Source organism: Plantactinospora soyae, assembly GCF_014874095.1.
In the GTDB taxonomy this organism is placed as follows: Bacteria; Actinomycetota; Actinomycetes; order Mycobacteriales; family Micromonosporaceae; genus Plantactinospora; species Plantactinospora soyae.
Genome location: NZ_JADBEB010000001.1, coordinates 9292525 through 9311688, shown reverse-complemented (window position 1 = coordinate 9311688; position 19164 = coordinate 9292525). Strand labels below are relative to the sequence as shown.

At 71.5% G+C, this 19164-nt stretch carries 16 protein-coding genes; 5 read left to right on the top strand and 11 right to left on the bottom strand.

Going from position 1 to position 19164, the window contains the following annotated elements; all coding sequences use genetic code 11:
* Positions 1–14: 14 nt before the first annotated feature.
* Positions 15–1490, bottom strand: a complete 1476-nt coding sequence (locus H4W31_RS40600) for an NAD(P)/FAD-dependent oxidoreductase (RefSeq protein ID WP_192771437.1) — start codon at positions 1488–1490, stop codon at positions 15–17.
* Between the two features lie 157 nt (positions 1491–1647).
* A complete protein-coding gene (locus tag H4W31_RS40595) occupies positions 1648–2745 on the bottom strand; it encodes a lipoyl synthase (protein ID WP_404825673.1) in 1098 nt (365 codons plus the stop codon).
* A gap of 445 nt (positions 2746–3190) precedes the next feature.
* Between H4W31_RS40595 and aspS the strand changes: the two genes are divergently transcribed.
* Positions 3191–4498 (top strand): aspartate--tRNA(Asn) ligase, encoded by a 1308-nt coding sequence (gene aspS, locus H4W31_RS40590; protein ID WP_192771436.1) that lies wholly within the window; start codon positions 3191–3193, stop codon positions 4496–4498.
* Positions 4499–4545: 47 nt separating this feature from the next.
* Here aspS and lipB read toward each other — a convergent pair whose 3' ends face one another.
* On the bottom strand, positions 4546–5202 hold the full coding sequence (gene lipB / locus H4W31_RS40585; RefSeq protein ID WP_192771435.1) for a lipoyl(octanoyl) transferase LipB: 657 nt from the start codon (positions 5200–5202) through the stop codon (positions 4546–4548).
* 132 nt (positions 5203–5334) lie between these two features.
* Positions 5335–7182, bottom strand: a complete 1848-nt coding sequence (locus H4W31_RS40580) for a DUF2079 domain-containing protein (protein ID WP_404825671.1) — start codon at positions 7180–7182, stop codon at positions 5335–5337.
* A 118-nt stretch (positions 7183–7300) separates the two neighbouring features.
* On the opposite strand from H4W31_RS40580, the gene H4W31_RS40575 reads away from it, so the two are divergent.
* Positions 7301–8278, top strand: coding sequence for an ATP-binding protein (locus tag H4W31_RS40575; protein ID WP_192771434.1), 978 nt, complete (start codon positions 7301–7303; stop codon positions 8276–8278).
* 80 nt (positions 8279–8358) lie between these two features.
* A complete protein-coding gene (locus tag H4W31_RS40570; protein WP_192771433.1) occupies positions 8359–8751 on the top strand; it encodes an SCO5389 family protein in 393 nt (130 codons plus the stop codon).
* Positions 8752–8819: 68 nt separating this feature from the next.
* Here H4W31_RS40570 and H4W31_RS40565 read toward each other — a convergent pair whose 3' ends face one another.
* The 6 genes from H4W31_RS40565 to lpdA form a co-directional block, all read right to left on the bottom strand.
* Positions 8820–9269, bottom strand: a complete 450-nt coding sequence (locus H4W31_RS40565; RefSeq protein WP_192771432.1) for an LPXTG cell wall anchor domain-containing protein — start codon at positions 9267–9269, stop codon at positions 8820–8822.
* A 167-nt stretch (positions 9270–9436) separates the two neighbouring features.
* On the bottom strand, positions 9437–10459 hold the full coding sequence (locus H4W31_RS40560; protein ID WP_192771431.1) for a hypothetical protein: 1023 nt from the start codon (positions 10457–10459) through the stop codon (positions 9437–9439).
* A 16-nt stretch (positions 10460–10475) separates the two neighbouring features.
* Positions 10476–11027, bottom strand: a complete 552-nt coding sequence (locus H4W31_RS40555; protein WP_192771430.1) for a hypothetical protein — start codon at positions 11025–11027, stop codon at positions 10476–10478.
* 78 nt (positions 11028–11105) lie between these two features.
* Positions 11106–12008 (bottom strand): TIGR01777 family oxidoreductase, encoded by a 903-nt coding sequence (locus H4W31_RS40550; RefSeq protein ID WP_192771429.1) that lies wholly within the window; start codon positions 12006–12008, stop codon positions 11106–11108.
* A gap of 120 nt (positions 12009–12128) precedes the next feature.
* Positions 12129–13982: a 2-oxoglutarate dehydrogenase, E2 component, dihydrolipoamide succinyltransferase gene (gene sucB, locus H4W31_RS40545; RefSeq protein ID WP_192771428.1), complete on the bottom strand. Its 1854-nt coding sequence runs from the start codon at positions 13980–13982 to the stop codon at positions 12129–12131.
* A gap of 71 nt (positions 13983–14053) precedes the next feature.
* A complete protein-coding gene (gene lpdA / locus H4W31_RS40540) occupies positions 14054–15442 on the bottom strand; it encodes a dihydrolipoyl dehydrogenase (protein ID WP_192771427.1) in 1389 nt (462 codons plus the stop codon).
* A gap of 285 nt (positions 15443–15727) precedes the next feature.
* Here lpdA and H4W31_RS40535 point away from each other — a divergent pair, with 285 nt between their 5' ends.
* Positions 15728–16051, top strand: coding sequence for a hypothetical protein (locus H4W31_RS40535; RefSeq protein ID WP_192771426.1), 324 nt, complete (start codon positions 15728–15730; stop codon positions 16049–16051).
* 138 nt (positions 16052–16189) lie between these two features.
* On the opposite strand, the gene H4W31_RS40530 is transcribed toward H4W31_RS40535, so the two are convergent.
* Complete coding sequence (locus H4W31_RS40530; RefSeq protein ID WP_192771425.1) at positions 16190–17779, bottom strand: leucyl aminopeptidase; 1590 nt, start codon at positions 17777–17779, stop codon at positions 16190–16192.
* Positions 17780–17944: 165 nt separating this feature from the next.
* Between H4W31_RS40530 and gcvT the strand changes: the two genes are divergently transcribed.
* A complete protein-coding gene (gene gcvT / locus H4W31_RS40525) occupies positions 17945–19132 on the top strand; it encodes a glycine cleavage system aminomethyltransferase GcvT (protein ID WP_225945929.1) in 1188 nt (395 codons plus the stop codon).
* Positions 19133–19164 lie beyond the last annotated feature (32 nt).

Here is a 19164-nt window from a genome sequence, read left to right as displayed (position 1 = left end):
GGGACAGGCGTGGGTCAGCCCGGTACGCGGTCGCGGGGCAGCACCGGCGCGGCCCGTCCGGTGCCGTGCTCGCCCGGGGTCTTCTCCTCGTGGTACTCCTCCTCGACGTTGACCTCCCACACGTCGTGGTCGGTGCCGTCCAGGATGTTCGACACCGACAGCAGCGCGGTCATCATCGAGTGGTCCGCGTTGTTGTAGCGGTGCATGCCGTTGCGGCCGACCGGATGCACGTTCGGGACCTCGGCCTCCAGCCAGGCCCGGATCGTGGCGACGTTGTCCTTGTAGGCGAAGTCGTAGAACGGGTACGCCCGGGGCATCCGGACCACGTACCCGGACTCGACGCAGCCGGGCCGGACCAGACCGAGCCGCTCCAACTCGGCGGTGCCGAGCGCGACCAGATCGGCGTCCGGGCTGTTCCACAGCTCGTCGCCGAAATTGAGGAAGTACTCCAGCCCGAGACAGGTCCGGCCGTCCTTGACCAGGTACGGCGACCAGGAACCGAAGTTCTGGATCCGCCCGACCTTCACCTCCGGCGCGTGGATGTAGATCCAGTTGTCCGGAAAGCTGAACTCCTCGGGCACCACCAGCGCGACGGTCAGGAAGTCGCGGTAGAACAGGTCCCGCGCGGCGGTGACGACGTCGGCCGGGGCGGGCGGCTCCATCGCCAGCACCAGCTGCGAGATCGGCATCGACGAGACCACGTGGTCGGCGGGCACCCGGCGCTCGCCGGTCGGGCTGGTGACGGTGACCGCGACGGCCCGACCGTCCGCCCGGTGCACGGCGCTCACCCCGGAGTTCAGGGTGACGACGCCACCCCGCTTCTCCACGTGTTCGGCGCAGCGTTCCCACATCATCCCGGGGCCGTACTTCGGATAGTTGAACTCCTCGATCAGGCTGGTGATGTCCTTCTGGTTGCGCTTGGGCATCAGCGCGTTCAGAACGGCGTTGGAGAGCGAAAGGTTCTTGATCCGCTGCGCCGCCCAGTCGGCGGAGAGCTCGGTCGCGGGTACGCCCCAGAGCTTCTCGTTGTACGTCTTGAAGAAGTGCGTGAACAGTCGCCGGCCGAACCGGGCCGTCACCCAGCCGGCGAGGTGGGACTGGTCCTTCGGCGGCGACACCTTGGCCCAGAGGTACGAGCCGACGCAGCGCAGTGCCTCGAAGATGCCCAGGTTGCGCAGTGCGTTGCCGGCCTTGAGGGGGTAGTCGTACAGCCTGCCCCGGTAGTAGATCCGGCTCATCCGGGGCCGGAGCAGGAAGTCCTCGTCGGACAGGATCTCGTGCCAGAGCGCCTCGACCTGGGGCACCTTCGTGAAGAAGCGATGCCCGCCAATGTCGAAACGCCATCCGTCACGTTCGACGGTCCGGCTGATCCCGCCCACCACGTCGTCGGCCTCGAACACCTCGACGGTGGCGTTCCGCTTGGTCAGCTCGTACGCCGCGGTCAGGCCGGCCGGGCCGGCGCCGATGATTACGGTGTGGGGTGCTGTCATGCTTCTATTCATCACCTTCGACGTGTCGCCGGCAACTACCCGGCAGAGGACGGCCGGAATCTAACACGGTTCAACACGTCGGGTCCGTTGCGCCACAGGGCTGTCGAGCCCGGGCGGAACGGTGCAAAAGGGCCGGTGGAGGCCGGTGGCGGAGCGGTTACCGCAGCGCGGCCGGAGCCGGTGCCGTCCGAGCCTCGACGGCCTGCTGGTAGAGCCGGCCGGCCCGGTACGACGAGCGCACCAGCGGCCCGCTCATCACCCCGGCGAAGCCGATCTCCTCGGCCTCCTCGCGCAGCTCGACGAACTCCTCCGGCTTGACCCAGCGCTCGACCGGGTGGTGCCGTGGGGTCGGCCGCAGGTACTGGGTGATGGTGATCAGCTCACAACCGGCGGCGTGCAGGTCGCGCAGGGCCTGGGAGACCTCGGACCGCTCCTCGCCGAGCCCGAGGATCAGGTTGGACTTGGTCACCAGCCCGGCGGTCCGGGCCTGGGTGATCACGTCGAGCGACCGCTCGTACCGGAACGCCGGCCGGATCCGCTTGAAGATCCGCGGCACGGTCTCCACGTTGTGCGCGAGCACCTCCGGGCGGGCGCCGAACACCTCGGCGAGCTGCTCCGGGTTCGCGTTGAAGTCGGGGATCAGCAGCTCCACGCCGCAGTGCGGCAGCGCGTCCAGGGCGCCGACCGCGCCCTCGCCGGCAGCGATCGACCGGTCCCGCGGGGTCAGCGCGTGGATCTGCCGGACCGTCTCGGCGTAGAGCCAGGCGCCGCCGTCCGGCAGGTCGTCCCGGGCCACGCCGGTGATGGTGGCGTACCGCAGGCCCATCGCGACGACCGACTCGGCGACCCGGCGGGGCTCGTCCGCGTCGAAGTCGGCCGGCTTGCCGGTGTCGATCTGGCAGAAGTCACACCGGCGGGTGCACTGGTCGCCGCCGATCAGGAAGGTCGCCTCCCGGTCTTCCCAGCACTCGTAGATGTTAGGGCAGCCGGCTTCCTGGCAGACCGTGTGCAGCCCTTCCCGGGAGACCAGACCGCGTAGCTGGGTGTACTCGGGTCCCATCTTCGCCTTGACCTTGATCCACGGCGGTTTGCGCTCGATCGGGGTCGCGGCGTTGCGGGCCTCGACCCGCAGCAGCCGGCGTCCCTCGGGAGCGACGGGAGTGCCGGGAGCACCGGTACGGGTCTCCGGTGCGGTCACGACGCTCACCCGTCCGACTTCAGCGGCGGTGGATGGCGCGGAGTGCTCGATGGTCACGAATCCGAGCCTACGCGGAACGGCCCGGTCGATCGACCAGAGGCGACCGGACTCACGCGCCGAGCCGGGTGATGCCACTCACGCCGGAAGCGGATATTCGGTACCGGAGCTCCGGCGGGCGTGGCTACGCTGCCCGCGTTGCGAAGACGGAGCCGAGTACCACCTCGACCACCGGAGTCCAGGAAGTCACCGTTGCTGGAAGGTGATCTCCGGCCGGGGCTGGGAAGACCCTCCTGAGCTGCGGGAAGAACGGCGCTCCGGCGCTCAGTAGAACCCGCCGTCCGGCCCGACGACACGGGTCGCGAACGAGGCCGCCGGCCGTACCGCGGCGGTGAAGGTGTGGTGGCACCGCGAGTTCCCGCTCGCCCACACTCCCCGGGGCCCGCTCGACGTACCGCGGACCACACCGGCCGTGGGCGTCGCGACATTTCGAGGAGTACCACCGATGTCCCGCCTTGGCACCACGTCCCTGCCCGAGCACGTCGGTGCGACCGTCACGGTCGCCGGCTGGGTGCACCGCCGCCGACAGCTCAAGTCCGTTACGTTCCTGATCGTCCGGGACGGCGTCGGCCTGGCCCAGGCCGTGGTGACCGACGCCGACCTGCGGGCCCGGCTGGCCGAACTGCCCGAGGAGTCGGTGGTCGAGGTGACCGGCCGGGTGGTCGCGAACCCGGCCGCGCCCGCCGGGGTCGAGCTGGTCGAGCCCACGGTACGGCCGCTCGGCGACCCCGCCGTGCCACCGCCGTTCGACGTGTACCGGCCGGAGTTGACCGCCGCCCTGCCGACCCAGCTCGACCACGCGGCGGTGGCGCTGCGCCACCCGACCCGCTCCGCCGCGCTCCGGATCTCCGCCGCGCTGGTAGCCGGCTTCCGTTCCACCCTGGACGGGCTGGGCTTCGTCGAGGTGCACACCCCGAAGATCGTGGCCTCCGCCACCGAGAGTGGGGCGAACGTCTTCGCCATCGACTACTTCGGCCGGCCCGGTTACCTGGCCCAGTCGCCGCAGTTCTACAAGCAGATGCTGGTCGGCGTGCTGGAGCGGGTCTACGAGGTCGGTCCGGTGTTCCGGGCCGAGCCGCACGACACCACCCGGCACCTGGCGCAGTACACCTCGCTCGACGTCGAGTTCGGCTTCGTCACCGACCACCGGGACGTGATGCGGATGCTCCGTACGACCCTCGCCGGGATGCTCGGACATCTTCCGGACCGGGCCGGCGCCGTACTGGCCACGCTGGGCGTGGAGCTGCCGGTGGTGCCGTCCGAGATCCCCGCCGTGCACTTCACCGAGGCGCTCTGGATCGCCGGTGCCCCGCCGGACGAGCCGGACCTCGCCCCGGTCCACGAACGCGCCCTCGGCGAGTGGGCCCGGACCGAGCACGGCTCCGACTTCCTCTTCGTCACCGGCTACCCGATGGCGAAACGCCCCTTCTACACCCACCCCGCCACCACGGAGGTCCCGTCCGGCGGCCCGACCCGGGCGTACACCAACGGGTTCGACCTGCTCTTCCGTGGCGTCGAACTGGTCACCGGCGGCCAACGCCTGCACCGCCACCAGGACTACCTGACGGCACTGGCCGCCCGAGGCGAGGACCCGACCCCGTACGCGTCCTACCTGGACGCCTTCCGCCACGGCATGCCCCCGCACGGTGGCTTCGCCCTCGGCCTGGAGCGGATGGTCGCCCGGCTCCTCGGCGCCGGAAACGTCCGCGAGGTCACCGCCTTCCCCCGCGACCTCCACCGGCTCACGCCATGAAAGGAAGGGCCCCTTCTTATCGTTTTTTGTAGAAGAAGGGGCCCTTCCTAACCAAGAAGAGTCGGGAGGTGGCGTTCCACCACCGGGAGGACCTCGGCGACGGTCACCGGGCGGCCGAGTTCGGCGCTCAGCGAGGTGGTGCCGACGTCCCGTAGCCCGCAGGCGACGATCCGGTCGTACGCCGACAGGTCACAGTCGCAGTTGATCGAGAAGCCGTGCTGGGTCACGCCCCGGGCCACCCGGATGCCGAGGGCGGCCACCTTGCGTTCCGGTCCCCGCTCGTCGGCCGGTACCCAGACCCCGCTGCGGCCCTCGACGAAGCCGGCGGTGGTCAGCCCCAGCTCGACGCAGACGTCCTGGAGCATCTGCTCGGTACGCCGGACGAAGGCGACGACGTCCACCGGCAGGCCGCTGTCCGCCCCGGGCAGCTTGATGATCGGATAGCCGACGAGCTGTCCCGGCCCGTGCCAAGTGATCTTGCCGCCCCGGTCCACGTCGATCACCGGGGTACCGTCCATCGGCCGGTCCCAGGGTTCGGTGCGCTTGCCGGCGGTGTAGACGCTCGGATGTTCGAGCAGCAGGACGGTGTCGGGGCGCTTCCCGGCGACCACCGCCTCGTGCACCCGACGCTGCTCGTCCCAGCCGGTCAGATAGTCGATCGTCCCGACCCGGACGCTGGTCAATCCGGCAACTGTGCTGGTCACGCTCCCCAGCTTAGTTCGCTACCGGCCGGTCGCTCCGGTACGTGGTCGGAGTCACCGCCGCCCGCCGCGCCGACGGGCGAACTGTGACGCGGCGGGTCGGAGCGAGCCGAGGTCTGTGCGATGACCGGGCGGTCAGGGCGCGATCCGCCAGAGCCAGACGTCCGAGACCCGCTCGGGCTCGCCGAACAGCGCGGTGCCGACGTCGAGCAGTTCCTCCCAGTGGATCGGGAACTTCGCACCGTGCGCCTCGGGGGTGAGCACCACCAGCTCGACACCCCAGTAGGCCAGGTCGGCCCGGGCGGTGACCCGGTCGGCGTCGGTGATGGTCGGCACGTCGCCGGTCTGGGCGACCTCCATCAGCAGCGCGTCGGTGGGTCGGGGCACCGGCCCGATCCGGCCGCGCCCGTCCGGGCCGCCCGGCCCGAGGAAGAAGCCGGCCGGGATGGCGAACTCGCCCTGCCGGTGCGCCAGGGCGTACGCCTGCCAGCGCTGCCCGTCCGGGGCCAGGTCCAGGGTCAGCGGCAGCGGGGTCAGCACGCCGCCGGGGGAGACGTACTGCCGCCAGGTGCCGGAGGTGATGAACTCCGGGACCGGATCGCGGTGCACGGTCAACAGGGTCGTCGGAAGGAGCGGCAGCAGCGCCACCGCGAAGGCGGCCAGCCAGCCGGTTCGGGCCCGCCGGGACAGCGGAACGCTCCGGAGCAGGTCGACGGCGTGGGCGAGCAGCAGCCCGACGACCGGAGCCACGACCAGGGCCAGCCGGGACGGCAGTGCCGCGTTGAACACCGGCAGGTGCCCGAGCAGGGAGTACGGCAGCGGGATGTCGGTGTGCGTCTCGAAGATCTTCACCCGGGGTCCCCAGGAGAGCACGGTGAAGACCAGCGCGGTCACCCCGAGCGCCCGCAGGGTGGCCCGGCGTACCGGGTCGGCGCGTCGCCACAGCAGGCCGAAACAGGCCACGGCGAGCACCAGCAGCGGCAGCCCGAGGAAGGAGTTCTCCTCGGTCGGGTTGGGCGCCAGCGAGGTGTCCAGCCCGACGAGTCCGGCCAGGGTCCGCTGCGGGTACGCCCCGTACGCGGCGATGTCCTCGGCGTGGATGACCGGATCGAAGCCGGTGCCGTGGAACCGCTGCGGGCCGAGGAAGTGCATCCACAGCGGGTACGCCAGCAGCGCGAACGCCACCACGGCGGTGACCCCGAGCCCGCGCAGGAAGTTCGGCAGCAGGGCCCTGGCCTCGGCCCGCCGGCCCCGGTCCAGTGCCCAGGTGCCGAGGAACACCCCGCAGGCGAGTGCGGTGAAGAAGAGTCCCTCGGCGGCGATCGAGAACGCCACCGCGACCAGTACGCCGAGCAGCAGCCCGTTGCGCAGCCACCGGCCGGGCTGGCGCAGCCGGAGTACGCCCCAGAGCAGCATCGGGGCCACCCATCCGGCGCTCCAGTTCAGGTGGCCGTTGGCGTGCGCGACCATGCCCGGCGCGAACCCGATGAACAGTCCACCGAGCACGGCGGCCGGGGTGCTGCGGACGAGGTGCCGGGAGAGCAGCCAGTACCAGCCGAACGCGGTGCCGGCGAGGTTGGCGGTGAGCACCACCAGGAAGGTCGCCGGTGGCCCGATCAGGTAGGTCAGCGGGGCGAAGACGACCGCGTACACCGTGACCGAGGTGTTGACCGCGAGGTTGACCCCGTCCGGGGAGTTCACCAGGTCGGTGAAGAACGGGTTCTGGCCGTGGCTGAGCGCGTGTGCGCCGTACGCGAGGAGCCATTCGAACAGCGCCTGGTCGCTGGAGTTGACGGTGATCGCCCGGCCGTTCGGGTCGAGCCAGAGTCCGCTGGTGACCCAGAACGCGACGGCGATCGCGGCGACCGCGACGAGCAGGTCGATCCGGCGCCGGTGCGGACGTTCGGCGGGTGGCGCGGTCGGCGGCTGCGGCGTCGACGGTTGCGGGGTCGGCCCGGCGAGCGCGGACGAGGAGAGCGGCACGGGCCGCAGGTTACCAACCTGGCGCCGACACGCCGAGCAACCGGGCGGGCTTGACGAATCTGATGGAAATGATTTCCAATTGGATTAACGGCGCAGAGTGCACAGGAGGACCCGTACCGTGAAGATCTCGTTCGTCGGCAAGGGCGGCAGTGGCAAGACCACCCTGGCCGCCCTCTTCGCCCGTTACCTGGCCGAGGCCGACCCGGTCGGCGGCGGCCGACCGCCGCTGCTCGCCATCGACGCGGACATCAACCAGCACCTCGGCGCCGCGCTCGGCGCGACCGAGGCCGAGGCCGCCCGGCTGCCCGCGCTCGGCGAGCATCTCGGGGAGATCAAGGAGTACCTGCGCGGCGAGAACCCCCGGATCTCCTCGGCCGCGGCGATGGTCAAGACCACCCCGCCCGGCCACGGCTCCCGGTTCCTGCCGGTCGACGGCGTCAACCCGATCTACGCCGCGCTGGTCCGCCGGGTCGGCGGCGTCCGGCTCGCGGTGACCGGCCCGTTCGGCGCCGAGGACCTCGGGGTGTCCTGCTACCACGCCAAGGTCGGCGCCGTGGAACTGCTGCTCAACCACCTGGTCGACGGTCCGGGGGAGTACGTCGTGGTGGACATGACCGCCGGCGCCGACTCGTTCGCCTCCGGGCTGTTCACCCGGTTCGACGCCACCTTCCTGGTCTGCGAGCCGACCCTGCGCAGCGTCGGCGTCTACCGGCAGTACGTCGGCTACGCCCGCGACTACGGCGTCCGGGTCTTCGTCGTCGGCAACAAGGTCGACGACCCGTCCGACGTCGACTTCCTGCGCCAGCACGTCGGGGCCGACCTGCTCACCTGGCTGACCCGGTCCCGCTACGTCAAGGGCGCGGAGCGGGGCGCACCGGAACCGATCGGCGGGCTGGAGCCGGCGAACCGGGTGGCGCTGGACCTGCTCCGGACGACCGTCGACGCCCAGGTCAAGGACTGGGCCGAATATCAGCGGCACGCGGTGGAGTTCCACCTGCGCAACGCGGTCGCCTGGGCCAACGACCGGGTCGGCGAGGACCTGGCCGGACAGGTCGACCCCGGATTCGTACCCGGCCCGCAGGTGCCGGTCCGCTGATCCGTACCGGCCCATCCGGGCGGCAGCAGATCGAGCCGTACCGGACCGATCCCCATCCAATCGCAACAGGAGGAGAAGAGATGTCCCTGGACGTACCCGCCGCTCTGCTGGAGCGGGCCGAAGCCGGCCGGGTCGACGACGACGAGTTCGTCGACTGTGTCCGCCGATCCCTGCCGTACGCCTGGGCGGTGGTCTCGGAGGTGTCGGCCCGAGCCCACGCCACCACGGCCGACTACGCCGACCACGCCGTACCGCCACCGAGCGAGGCGGAACGGGGTCAACTGCTCCGCGCGCTGGCCAGCGACGCGATCCGCGGTGGTCTGGAGCACCATTTCGGGGTACGACTCGCGTTCCAGAACTGCCACCGGGTGGCCGCGTTCAGACCGGGGGCGGTGGGCGGGGCGACGTACCGGCGATTCGTCTCGCCGCTCGCGCAGGTCCGTAACCAGTCCCCGGAGTTGCGCGACTGCTGACGGTCCGGTCCGGCCGGCCCTCGACTCCGCTCGAACGGAGTCGAGGGCCGTCGGCCGTCCCGGTCAGGTCAGTACTGCCCGGTGGAATCGGGCGACGCGCGCCGCGAGCGGCGGGCGATGACGATCGTCAGGCCGCCGCCGAGCACCAGCAGCGCCCCGAGGGTCGGCAGCCAGCCGGGAACCTGGTCGCCGCCGGTGACCGGCAGATGGCCACCGGACGGCGTCGGCTCGGGCGTCGGGGGCTGCGGCGTCGGTTCGGGCGTCGGGGGCTGCGGCGTCGGCGGAGCGGTCGGTGTCGCGGGTGTCACGCGGAAGGTGACACTTCCCGGAGCGCTGTCCGAGGGTGATGTCGGGGCGGGGGCGGCCTGGCTCACCGCCGCCCGGCTGGCTGGCCAACTGGCCGCGACGACCGGCGCGGTGACGATCGCCAGGCCGGTGAGCAGGGCCACTCCGGGGTGAGGTCTCCGGCGCGGGTGGGTCGGGCTCTCCGGTCGGCCGGTCCGGTCCTGCGCAGTCATCGTTGCCTCCAGCCCTGGTGGCGCCGACTCGCGGCGCGGATCACCTTCCGGGGCCGGGCCGACCTGGACAGGTCGGCCCGGGTACCGGAGCTATGCCCGGTACGGAAGATGAAGTTACTTTTACATAGTTCCTCACATTTTTTGGCTATTTCGGCTGTTAAGCAGGGTTAGCTGACTGAATGCCGGCTCCTTGGTTCAGGATTGGACCGCCGCCGGGGCGACCGGCGGAGTCGGCGCCAGCCGAGCAGCCCGGCGAACAGGAGCAGTGCCACGCCGACGCCCGGGGCGAAGAGCAGCCAACCTGGCCCGCCCGATTTCGCCTTCTCGGCCACGCCAGGCAGGGTCAGCTCCGCCTCGGCGGTGCGGCGTACGGTTCCGCTGCTCAGGGTCAGCCGCGCGGTCCAGGTGCCGGCGGCCAGCGGTTGGTCCACCGACGTGCTGACCTGGCCGCTCTGGCCCGGCAGGATGGTCACTCCGGTGGTGACCCGGAACGGGCCGGCCCGGACCGTCTCGGAGTCGTTCGCCAGGTGCAGGGTTCCGTCCATGTCGAGGGCCCGCCCGCCGGTGTTGTGCACCCGCGCGGTGACCACCGGCCATTTCCCGGGTCCGGGTACGATCGCCATGCCGTCGATCCGGAAGTCGGTCGGCGGCTCCCCGCCCATCCCGATGTCGAGGTACATGCGTAAGCCGACCCGGTGGACCTGGGTGACGCCGCCGCCGTTCCTGGTCGGGCTGGTGACCTGCGCCCAGATCGCCGCGTACCGTTCACCGGCCGGGGCGGTCTCCGGCACGGCGACCGTGACCTGTACCCGTTTCCTCGCTCCGGGTGCCAGTTCGACCCGGTCCGAGTCCAAGGTCACCCAGTCGCTGAGATCGTTGCCGCCACGACCGTCGACCGCGGTGAAGACGCTCTTCTCGACCTTGGCGGCGCCGGCGTACAACTCGACGTTCTGGTGCTCGCCCGAGGTGTTCCGGACCTCGACCCGGCGCTGGATGCTCGCCCCTGGTTTGACGTGGTCCACGATGTACGCGTGCGCCCGGGGATCCTTCACCCGGGCGAGCGGGATGTCCAGGAGTTGGAGACCGAGCCCGGACGCCTCGGGATCCCGTTGCACCGGGCCGCCACGACCGCCGAAGGCCGGCGCCGCCGGCATCGCCAGGGCGAGGGCGGCGACGCAGGCCAGCGGCACCCATCGGCGGACGCGGTCAGAGCACCGAATGTGTCACCGTCCCGGTGTACGTGCCGCCAGAGGTCGCATCCGGCACGTCGACCAGCACGGTGGGATTCCAGGTAGCGAAGTTGTTGCCGGAACCGCCGGTGTGGGTAAACGCCGTCTGCGGGACGTTGATGATCTCCGCGTCGGCCGCGGTCGGCTGTCCCGGCGTGAAGGTGCCCTCCCCGGAGGTGCCGGTGGCGGGCCCGGACCAGTACCGGACGTTGATTGCCGGGATCGTCTCCGCAGCCGTGCCCCCGCCGGTGGTGAAGTCGGAGGCGACGACGGTGGCGTTCCAACTCGCGTTCAGCAGGGCACGCTGGTCCAGTACGGTGACCGGGCCCAGGTTTCCGGAGATGGTGCTGCCCTCGGTGCCGTTGCCCAGGTTGGCCGTCGCCGGGACGGTGATGGTGAGCCCGCCGGAGGCGGTGACGTTGAGGGTGACGGTGGTGGTCCCCTCGTCGGCGGATGCCGGTGCGGGAAGTCCGACGGCCGCAGCCACGGCGACGCCGGCCAGGCAGGTGGCTAAGAACGTCCTTTTCATGCGAATCTCCTGTTGGGGTAGGACATGAGCCTTCTCAGGAGATTACTAAGACGAATCAGCTCAATTCGGACGAAAAGGTCATTCGCGTTTGAGGGCTGCCTGGAGAGCCCCGCCCAGGTCTGGATGCGCGAACCGGAACCCGGCCCGGTTCAACACGCCGGGCAGTACCCGAAGGCTGCGCAGCGCCTCGATCGACATCTCGCCGAGCAGGATCCGCAGCGCGATTCCGGGTACCGGCATCACGGTGGGCCGGTTCAGCGCCCGGCCCAGCGTCCGGGTGAACTCGGCGTTGGTGACTGGCGCCGGGCCGACGACGTTGACCGCCCCGGCGATGTCGTCGCGGGCCAACAGGAAGGAGACCGCCGCCAACCAGTCGGCGATCGAGATCCAGGGAATCCACTGCCGACCGTTGCCGAACTTGCCGGCGATACCGAGCCGGTACGGCAGCAGCTGGGGCTTGAGGAAGCCGTCCGCCCGGTCCAGTGGCAGGCCGCTGCGCAGCCGTACCACCCGGACGCCGGCCTGCTCGGCGGGAGCGGTCGCCGCCTCCCAGACCCGGCACAGGTCGGCCATGAATCCGTCACCGGCGGGCGCGTCCTCCTCGACCGGCCGGTCGCCGGTGTCGCCGTACCAGCCGATCGCCGAGCCGTTGAGCAGCACCCGGGGCCGTTGCGGTGCCGGCAGCCCGGCGATCGCCCTGGCCAGCGTGGCGGTGGTGTCGACTCGGCTGCTCCGCAGCACGTCCTTGAAGCCGCCGCTCCAGCGCCGCTCGCTGATGTTCGCCCCGGACAGGTTGATCACCGCGGCGACCTCGGCCAGCGAGGCCGGGTCGAGCTGGCCGGCGCCCGGATCCCACCGCACCTCGTCCGCGCCGTGCGCGGGCCGCCGGACCAGTCGGACCACCTCGTGGCCCTCCGTCCGGAGCAGATCCGTCAGACGGGTACCGAGAAAGCCGGACGCGCCGGCGACCAGGATGCGCATCCCGACATCTTCGCCCAGGCCGGTCCTCCCCGGGCGCATCGGCTCGCTGTCGAGCGGGCCCCGAACGGGCTCAGGGGCGCCCGGCCACCGGCCGGACGCCCCCGAGAGGGTTTCGCTGGATCAGGAAAGCCCGAGTTCGGCCTCGAACTGGCCGCCCTCCAGCCGCTCCTTGACCGCCGTCAGGAACCGGGCGGCGTCGGCGCCGTCGACCAGCCGGTGGTCGTAGGAGAGCGCCAGGTAGACCATCGAGCGGGGCACGATCACCTCACCGAGCTGCGGGTCGGTGATCACCATCGGGCGCTTGACCACGGCACCGGTGCCGAGCATCGCCGACTGCGGCGCGGGCACGATCGGGGTGTCGAACAAGGCCCCCCGGCTGCCGGTGTTGGTCAGCGTGAAGGTGGCACCCGCGATCTCGTCCGGGCTGATCTTGTTGGTACGGGTCCGCTCGGCGAGATCGGCGATCCGTCGGGCCAGCCCGGCCAGGTTGAGATCGCCGGCACCGTGGATGACCGGCACCATCAGGCCCCGCTCGGTGTCCACCGCGATGCCCAGGTGCTCCGCGTCCGGGTAGGTGATCGTGCCGGCGTCCAGGTCCATCCGGGCGTTGACCACCGGGTGGGTCTGCAACGCCTCCACCGCGGCCAGCGCGAAGAACGGCAGGAACGACAGCTTCACGCCGTGCCGTTGCAGGAAGCTGTCCTTGGCCTTGGCCCGCAGCTTGGCCACCTTCGTGACGTCCACCTCGACCACGGTGGTCAGCTGCGCCGACTCGTGCAGCGACTCCTGCATCCGCTTGGCGATGACCGAACGGATCCGGGTCATCTTCTGGGTGCTGCCCCGCAACGGGCTCGGCTGTGCCTTCGCGGCCGGCTCGGCGGGCGCGGCGGCCTGCGGTGCGGGCTGGGCCGCCTTGGCGCGCTCCGCCTTGGCCCGCTCGGCCGCCGCCAGCACGTCCTGCTTGCGGATCCGGCCGCCGACGCCGCTGCCGGAGAGCGTGGACAGGTCGACGCCCTGCTCGCCCGCGAGCTTGCGGACCAGCGGGGTGACGTACCCGGCGCCGTTCTCACTGCCGGCCTGCCCGGCGCTCGGCGCGGGTGCCGACGCCTGTGCGGGCGCCGGAGCGGCGGCCTGCTCGGTCCGGGCCGGCTGCTCGGAGCGCTCGGTCTGCGGTGCCGGAGCCTGGTACGACGCCCCGGCCTGTGCCGACGCGGCCGGCTTCTCCGGTGCGGCCGGCTTCTCCGGCTCCGCAGCGGCGGCCGGCGCCGGCTTCTCCGGCTCGGCTTGCTTGGCCGGTGCGCCGCCGGCGGCCCCGATCACCGCCAGGTCGGCGCCGACCGGGGCGGTCTCGTCCTGCCCGACCCGGATCTCCAGCAGCGTGCCGGCGACCGGGGAGGGAATCTCGGTGTCCACCTTGTCGGTGGAGACCTCGACCAGCGGCTCGTCGGCCTCGACGGTGTCGCCGACCTCCTTGAGCCAACGGGTCACCGTGCCCTCGGTGACGCTCTCGCCCAGCGCCGGCATCTTGAGCACCGTGCCACCGTCGCCGGCCGGGGCGGTCTGCGCCGCCACGGTCTCCGGCTCGGCCTGCTCCTGCTGGTCGCTCGGCGCCGGGGCCTCGGCCGGGGGTGCCGCCTCGGCCTGCTCGGCCTGCTCCGGCTCGGCCTGAGCCGGTTCAGCCTGAGCCTGCTCGGCCTGCTCCGGCTGTGCCGGTGCGGCCTCGCCGGAGGACTCGCCCTCGCCGTCGATCACCGCCAGTTCGCTGCCGACCTCGGCGGTCTCGTCCTCGCTCACCACGATCCGGGCGAGCACACCGGCGGCCGGGGAGGGGATCTCGGTGTCGACCTTGTCGGTGGAAACCTCAAGCAGGGGCTCGTCGACCTCGACCCGGTCGCCCTCCTGCTTCAGCCAGCGAGTGACGGTGCCCTCAGTGACGCTCTCGCCCAGCCGGGGCATGGTGACCGATACCGGCATCTTTCAAGACTCCTTCGTGGCCTCTGCGATCCTGCCCCGGTTGTTCCCCGGGTGCCGCGGAAAATCTGTGGTCAGGCGTGGGCGTGCAGCGGCTTGCCGGCCAGGGCCAGGTGGGCCTCGCCGAGCGCCTCGCTCTGGGTGGGGTGGGCGTGGATGAGCTGCGCCACCTCGGCCGGGTAAGCCTCCCAGTTGAAGATGAGCTGCGCCTCGCCGACCAGCTCGCCGACGCGCGCGCCGACCATGTGCACCCCGACCACCGGGCCGTCGACGACCCGGACGAGCTTGACGAAGCCGGCGGTCTTGAGGATCTGGCTCTTGCCGTTGCCACCGAGGGGGTAGTTGTAGGCCTTGACCTTGTCGGCGCCGTACTGCTCCTTCGCCCGGGCTTCGGTGAGCCCGACGGAGGCCAGTTCCGGGTCGGAGTAGGTGACCCTCGGGATGCCGTTCTCGTCGATCACCGCGGGATTGCGCCCGGCGATCTCCTCGGCCACGAAGATGCCCTGCTGGAAGCCCCGGTGCGCGAGTTGCAGGCCGGGCACGATGTCGCCGACCGCGTAGACGTTCGGTACGCCGGTACGCAGCCGCTCGTCGGTCAGTACGAAGCCACGGTCGATCTTGACGCCCTGCTCCTCGTACCCGAGGTCGGCGGTGACGGGACCGCGACCGACGGCGACGAGCAGCAGTTCGGCCTCGAAGGTGTCGCCACCCTCGATGGTGACCTTGACACCCGAGTCGGTGTGTTCCACCTTCTCGAAACGCTTGCCGGTCTTGAAGGTGATGCCGCGCTTGCGGAACGCCCGCTCCAGCGCCTTCGAGGACTCCTCGTCCTCGGCGGCCACCAGTCGGGGCAGCGCCTCGATGATCGTCACGTCGACCCCGAAGGAGCGCCACACGCTGGCGAACTCGACGCCGATGACGCCGCCGCCGAGCACGATCGCCGAGGCGGGCACCCGGTCGAGGGTCAGCGCGTGGTCACTGGTGATCACCCGCTCGCCGTCGATCTCCAGGCCGGGGAGGCTGCGCGCGTACGAGCCGGTCGCCAGGATGACGTTGCGGCCGGTGTACCGGGCCCCGTCGACCTCGACCGTGTTCGGGCCGACCAGCTTGCCGGCGCCCTCCACCACGGTGATCTTGGCGCCCTTGATCATGCCCTGCAGGCCCTTGTAGAGCCGGGCGATCACGCCGTCCTTGTACGCGTTGACCCCGGACATGTCGATGCCGACCAGCTCGGCCTTGATGCCGAACTGCTCGGAGTCGCGGGTCTGGTCGGCGATCTCGGCCGCGTGCAGGAGCGCCTTGGTCGGAATGCAGCCGTTGTGCAGGCAGGTGCCGCCCAACTTGCCCTTCTCGATCAGCGCTACGGACAGATCCAGCTGTACGGCGCGCAGCGCCGCCGCGTACCCGCCGCTGCCACCTCCGAGAATGACCACATCGAAGGTCTCGCCGTTCGGCTCGCTCACAGTTAACTCCCAGGTCGCGTCGCTGCTACGAGGGTGATGCCGGTCAACCGGGCATACCACCGCCCCCGGTCGACGCCTTTCGGCCGGAGGGGCGTGGACTTTACCCGGACTACCAGTTCGGACCGGGGAGAGACCACCTCGGCCATCTTGTCACTTGTGGAAGCGGGCCGCGTACCGAGGTGCCCAAGGACACGTCGCGGTGCCCAAGGACACAGCGTCGGGACGTACGCTTGCCGGAGTCGCCAGTTACCGGCGGGACGCGTGTGGCGGGGAGGAGACGATCCGGTGGCCTGGTTTCGCCGACGGAAGAAGGCGGTTGTCACGGCGGGCGATCGTCCGGCCAGCCGTGCGGACGTCGACCATCTCGAACAGTTTGTCAGATCGAGGCGGGGTGTCGAGGCGTTCATCGAACCTCGGACCACCGTGACCGAGACCACGGTGATGTTGATCGCGCACGACGGGGAGTGGACCCGGCGCCGGATCGACGGCCCGGACGGCGCCCGACGGTTCGCCCACCGGATGGCCATCCCGGTCTACGACGTCCGCCTGATGGGATACCCGCAGCGGATGCGCGACTTCAACGAGCGCCGCAAGCGGTCGGCCGGCTGACCCGACCGGCCTCGTCCGGCGGGCCGGGAACGCGAACCCGCTCTTTTCCGGCCAGTCGGGGCGCGGACGCGCCTCCCGGCGGGACCGGGACCCCCGATCCGGCGCCCGCCTGGCGCCGGATCGGCGGGTACGACCGGTTCAGTCGTTGGCGGCGATGTCGTCGACGAGTTCCAGCAGGGTACGGACCGGAACCCCGGTGCCACCCTTGGCCCAGTACCCGGTCGGCTCGCCGGAGTGGTAGCTCGGGCCGGCGATGTCGATGTGCGCCCAGGACACGTCGTCGGTGACGAACTCGCGCAGGAACACGCCACCCTGCAACATGTGCCCGGCCCGGTCCATCGACGCGTTGACCTGGGAGATGTCCGCGACCTCCGAGTCCATCCCCTTGCGGACGTCCTCCGGCAGCGGCATCGGCCAGGTCGGCTCGCCGGTGGCGTCACCGGCGGCCTGCACCCGCTGGCACAGTTCGGTCGTACCCATCACCCCGGCCACCCGCTTGCCCAGGGAGATCACCTGGCCGCCGGTGAGCGTGGAGGTCTCGAACAGGTAGTCGCAGCCGTCCTCGCAGGCTCGGGCCATCGCGTCGCCCAGGACCATCCGGCCCTCGGCGTCGGTGTTCAGCACCTCGACCCGCTTGCCGTTGTACATCGTCACCACGTCACCCGGCCGGTACGCGGTGGCCGAGGGCATGTTCTCGGCCATCGGCAGGTACGCCGTCACCGCGACCGACGGTCGGAGTTCGGCAATGGCCAGCATCGTGGCGGCGACCGCCGCCGCCCCGGCCATGTCGGACTTCATCTCCCACATGCCCTGGGCCGGCTTGATCGAGACGCCGCCGGTGTCGAAGGTGATGCCCTTGCCGACCAGCGCGACCCGCTTGACCGGCTTGTCCGAGCCGGCGCCGGCCGGGTCGTAGGAGAGCTTCACCAGCCGGGGCGGCGCCGCCGAGCCCAGGCCGACGGCCAGGATGCCGCCGTAGCCGCCGTCCGCCAGCGCCTTCTCGTCGAGCACCTCCACGCCGAGGCCGGCCTCCCGGGCCGCCGCCGCGACCGAGTCGGCGAACGACGGCGGGCGCAGCTCGTTCGGCGCGGTGTTCACCCAGTTCCGGGTCTGGCCGACCGCCCGGGCCACCACCGCGGCCCGGGTGATCTCCGCCAGGGCCCGCTCGTCACCGGCGTCCGGCACGTGCACCGCGACGGCGGTCACCGGCGGGCGGCGGGTCGGCTGCGGACGGGTCTTGTAGCCGGCGAACCGGTACGCGCCGAGCAGCGCGCCCTCGGCGGTGGCCCGCAACACGGCCGGTGCGTCCTCGTCGTCCGGCACCGGAAGGGTCAGCGCGACCCGCTCGGCACCGGCGAGCGCCCGGATCGCCGCGGCGGCGGCCCGACGCAGGGTCTCCGGCGCCGGGGCGGCGCCGGTCGGCTCCGGCCCGAGCCCCACCGCGACGACCAGCGGTGCGGTGATGGTGCCGAGGGTGGCGAGCTTGATCACCTCGCCCGGACCGCCGGTGGCGCCCAGCAGCGCCAGGGTCTCGGTCAGCCGGCCGTCGAACGCCACCGCGATGCTCTCCGCACCGGTCGCGAGGAGCAGCGTCGAGGCGAAGCCGGTGGACCCCGCGGGCCTCTCCGCGCTCTCGGTCTGACTGTGCAGCCCGATGACGATGGCGTCAACGGCGAGTTCGGCGGGGTCGGTGTCGACCAGGCTGAGGGTGGTGCTGGGCGATGTCACTGCGCGGCTCCGGGCGGGCGTGGGCCGGCCGCCTCGTGTGCGGGCCGGCGAAAATGGTCTCCGGCGCAACCTACCCGCCGGACGAATGGGCTGTCCCGCCGACGGTCGGCCGGAAGGGTCCCGCCGATGCTAACCAGGAGCGGGATCGCAGGTAGGTTGCGACCCATGACCGACGCGACACACGTGACCGGAGAGATCCCGGAGCCGTCCGCCGACCAGCCGCGCCACTCGCCCCTGCACGAGCGGCACGTCGCGCTGGGCGCCAAGTTCGCCGCCTTCGGCGGCTGGTCCATGCCCCTGGAGTACGCCGGTGGCGGAGTGCTCCGCGAGCACACCTCGGTCCGCTCCGCGGTAGGTGTGTTCGACGTCTCCCACCTGGGCAAGGCCCGGATCACCGGTCCCGGGGCGGCGGACTTCGTCAACTCCTGCCTGAGCAACGACCTGGGTCGGATCGGGCCGGGGCGGGCGCAGTACACGCTCTGCTGCGACGAATCCTCCGGCGGAGTGGTCGACGACATCATCGCCTACCTCTACGGTCCCGAGCACGTCTTCCTGATCCCGAACGCCGCCAACACGGCGGAGGTGGTACGCCGGCTGCGCGCCGCCGCCCCGGCCGGGATCACGGTGACCAACGAGCACGACGCGTACGCCGTACTGGCGGTGCAGGGGCCGCGCTCGGCCGAGCTGCTCGGCGCACTCGGGCTGCCGACCGGACACGACTACATGAGCTTCTCCACCGCGGACCTGAGCTTCGCCACCGCCGCACTCGGAGCCGCCCCGGCCGGTGGACCCGTGTCGCTGGTGGTCTGCCGTACCGGGTACACCGGTGAACACGGGTACGAACTGGTGGTTCCGGCCGAGTCGGCGACCACGGTCTGGGACGCGCTCCTCGCCGCGGGTGAGCCGTACGGAATCCGCGCCTGCGGGCTCGGTGCCCGGGACACCCTGCGTACCGAGATGGGCTACCCGCTGCACGGCCAGGACCTCTCGTTGGAGATCACTCCGGTGCAGGCCAGGTCGGGCTGGGCGGTCGGCTGGGACAAGCCGGCGTTCTGGGGCCGGGAGGTGCTGCTCGCCGAGCGGGCCGCCGGAGCGCGGCGCACCCTCTGGGGTCTGGTGGCGCTGGACCGGGGCATTCCCCGGCCGGGCATGACCGTGCTCTCCGCCGATGCCGGCGTCGGTACGGTCACCAGCGGGACCTTCTCGCCGACCCGCAAGGCCGGGATCGCCCTCGCCCTGCTGGACCGTGCCGCCGGGTTGAGCCAGGGCGACCACGTGGAGGTCGACGTACGGGGTCGCCGCGCCGCTATGGAGATCGTCCGCCCGCCGTTCGTCGACCCCTCGGTGAAGTAGCGCCCAGTGAAGTAGCGCCGACCGGGTCGCCG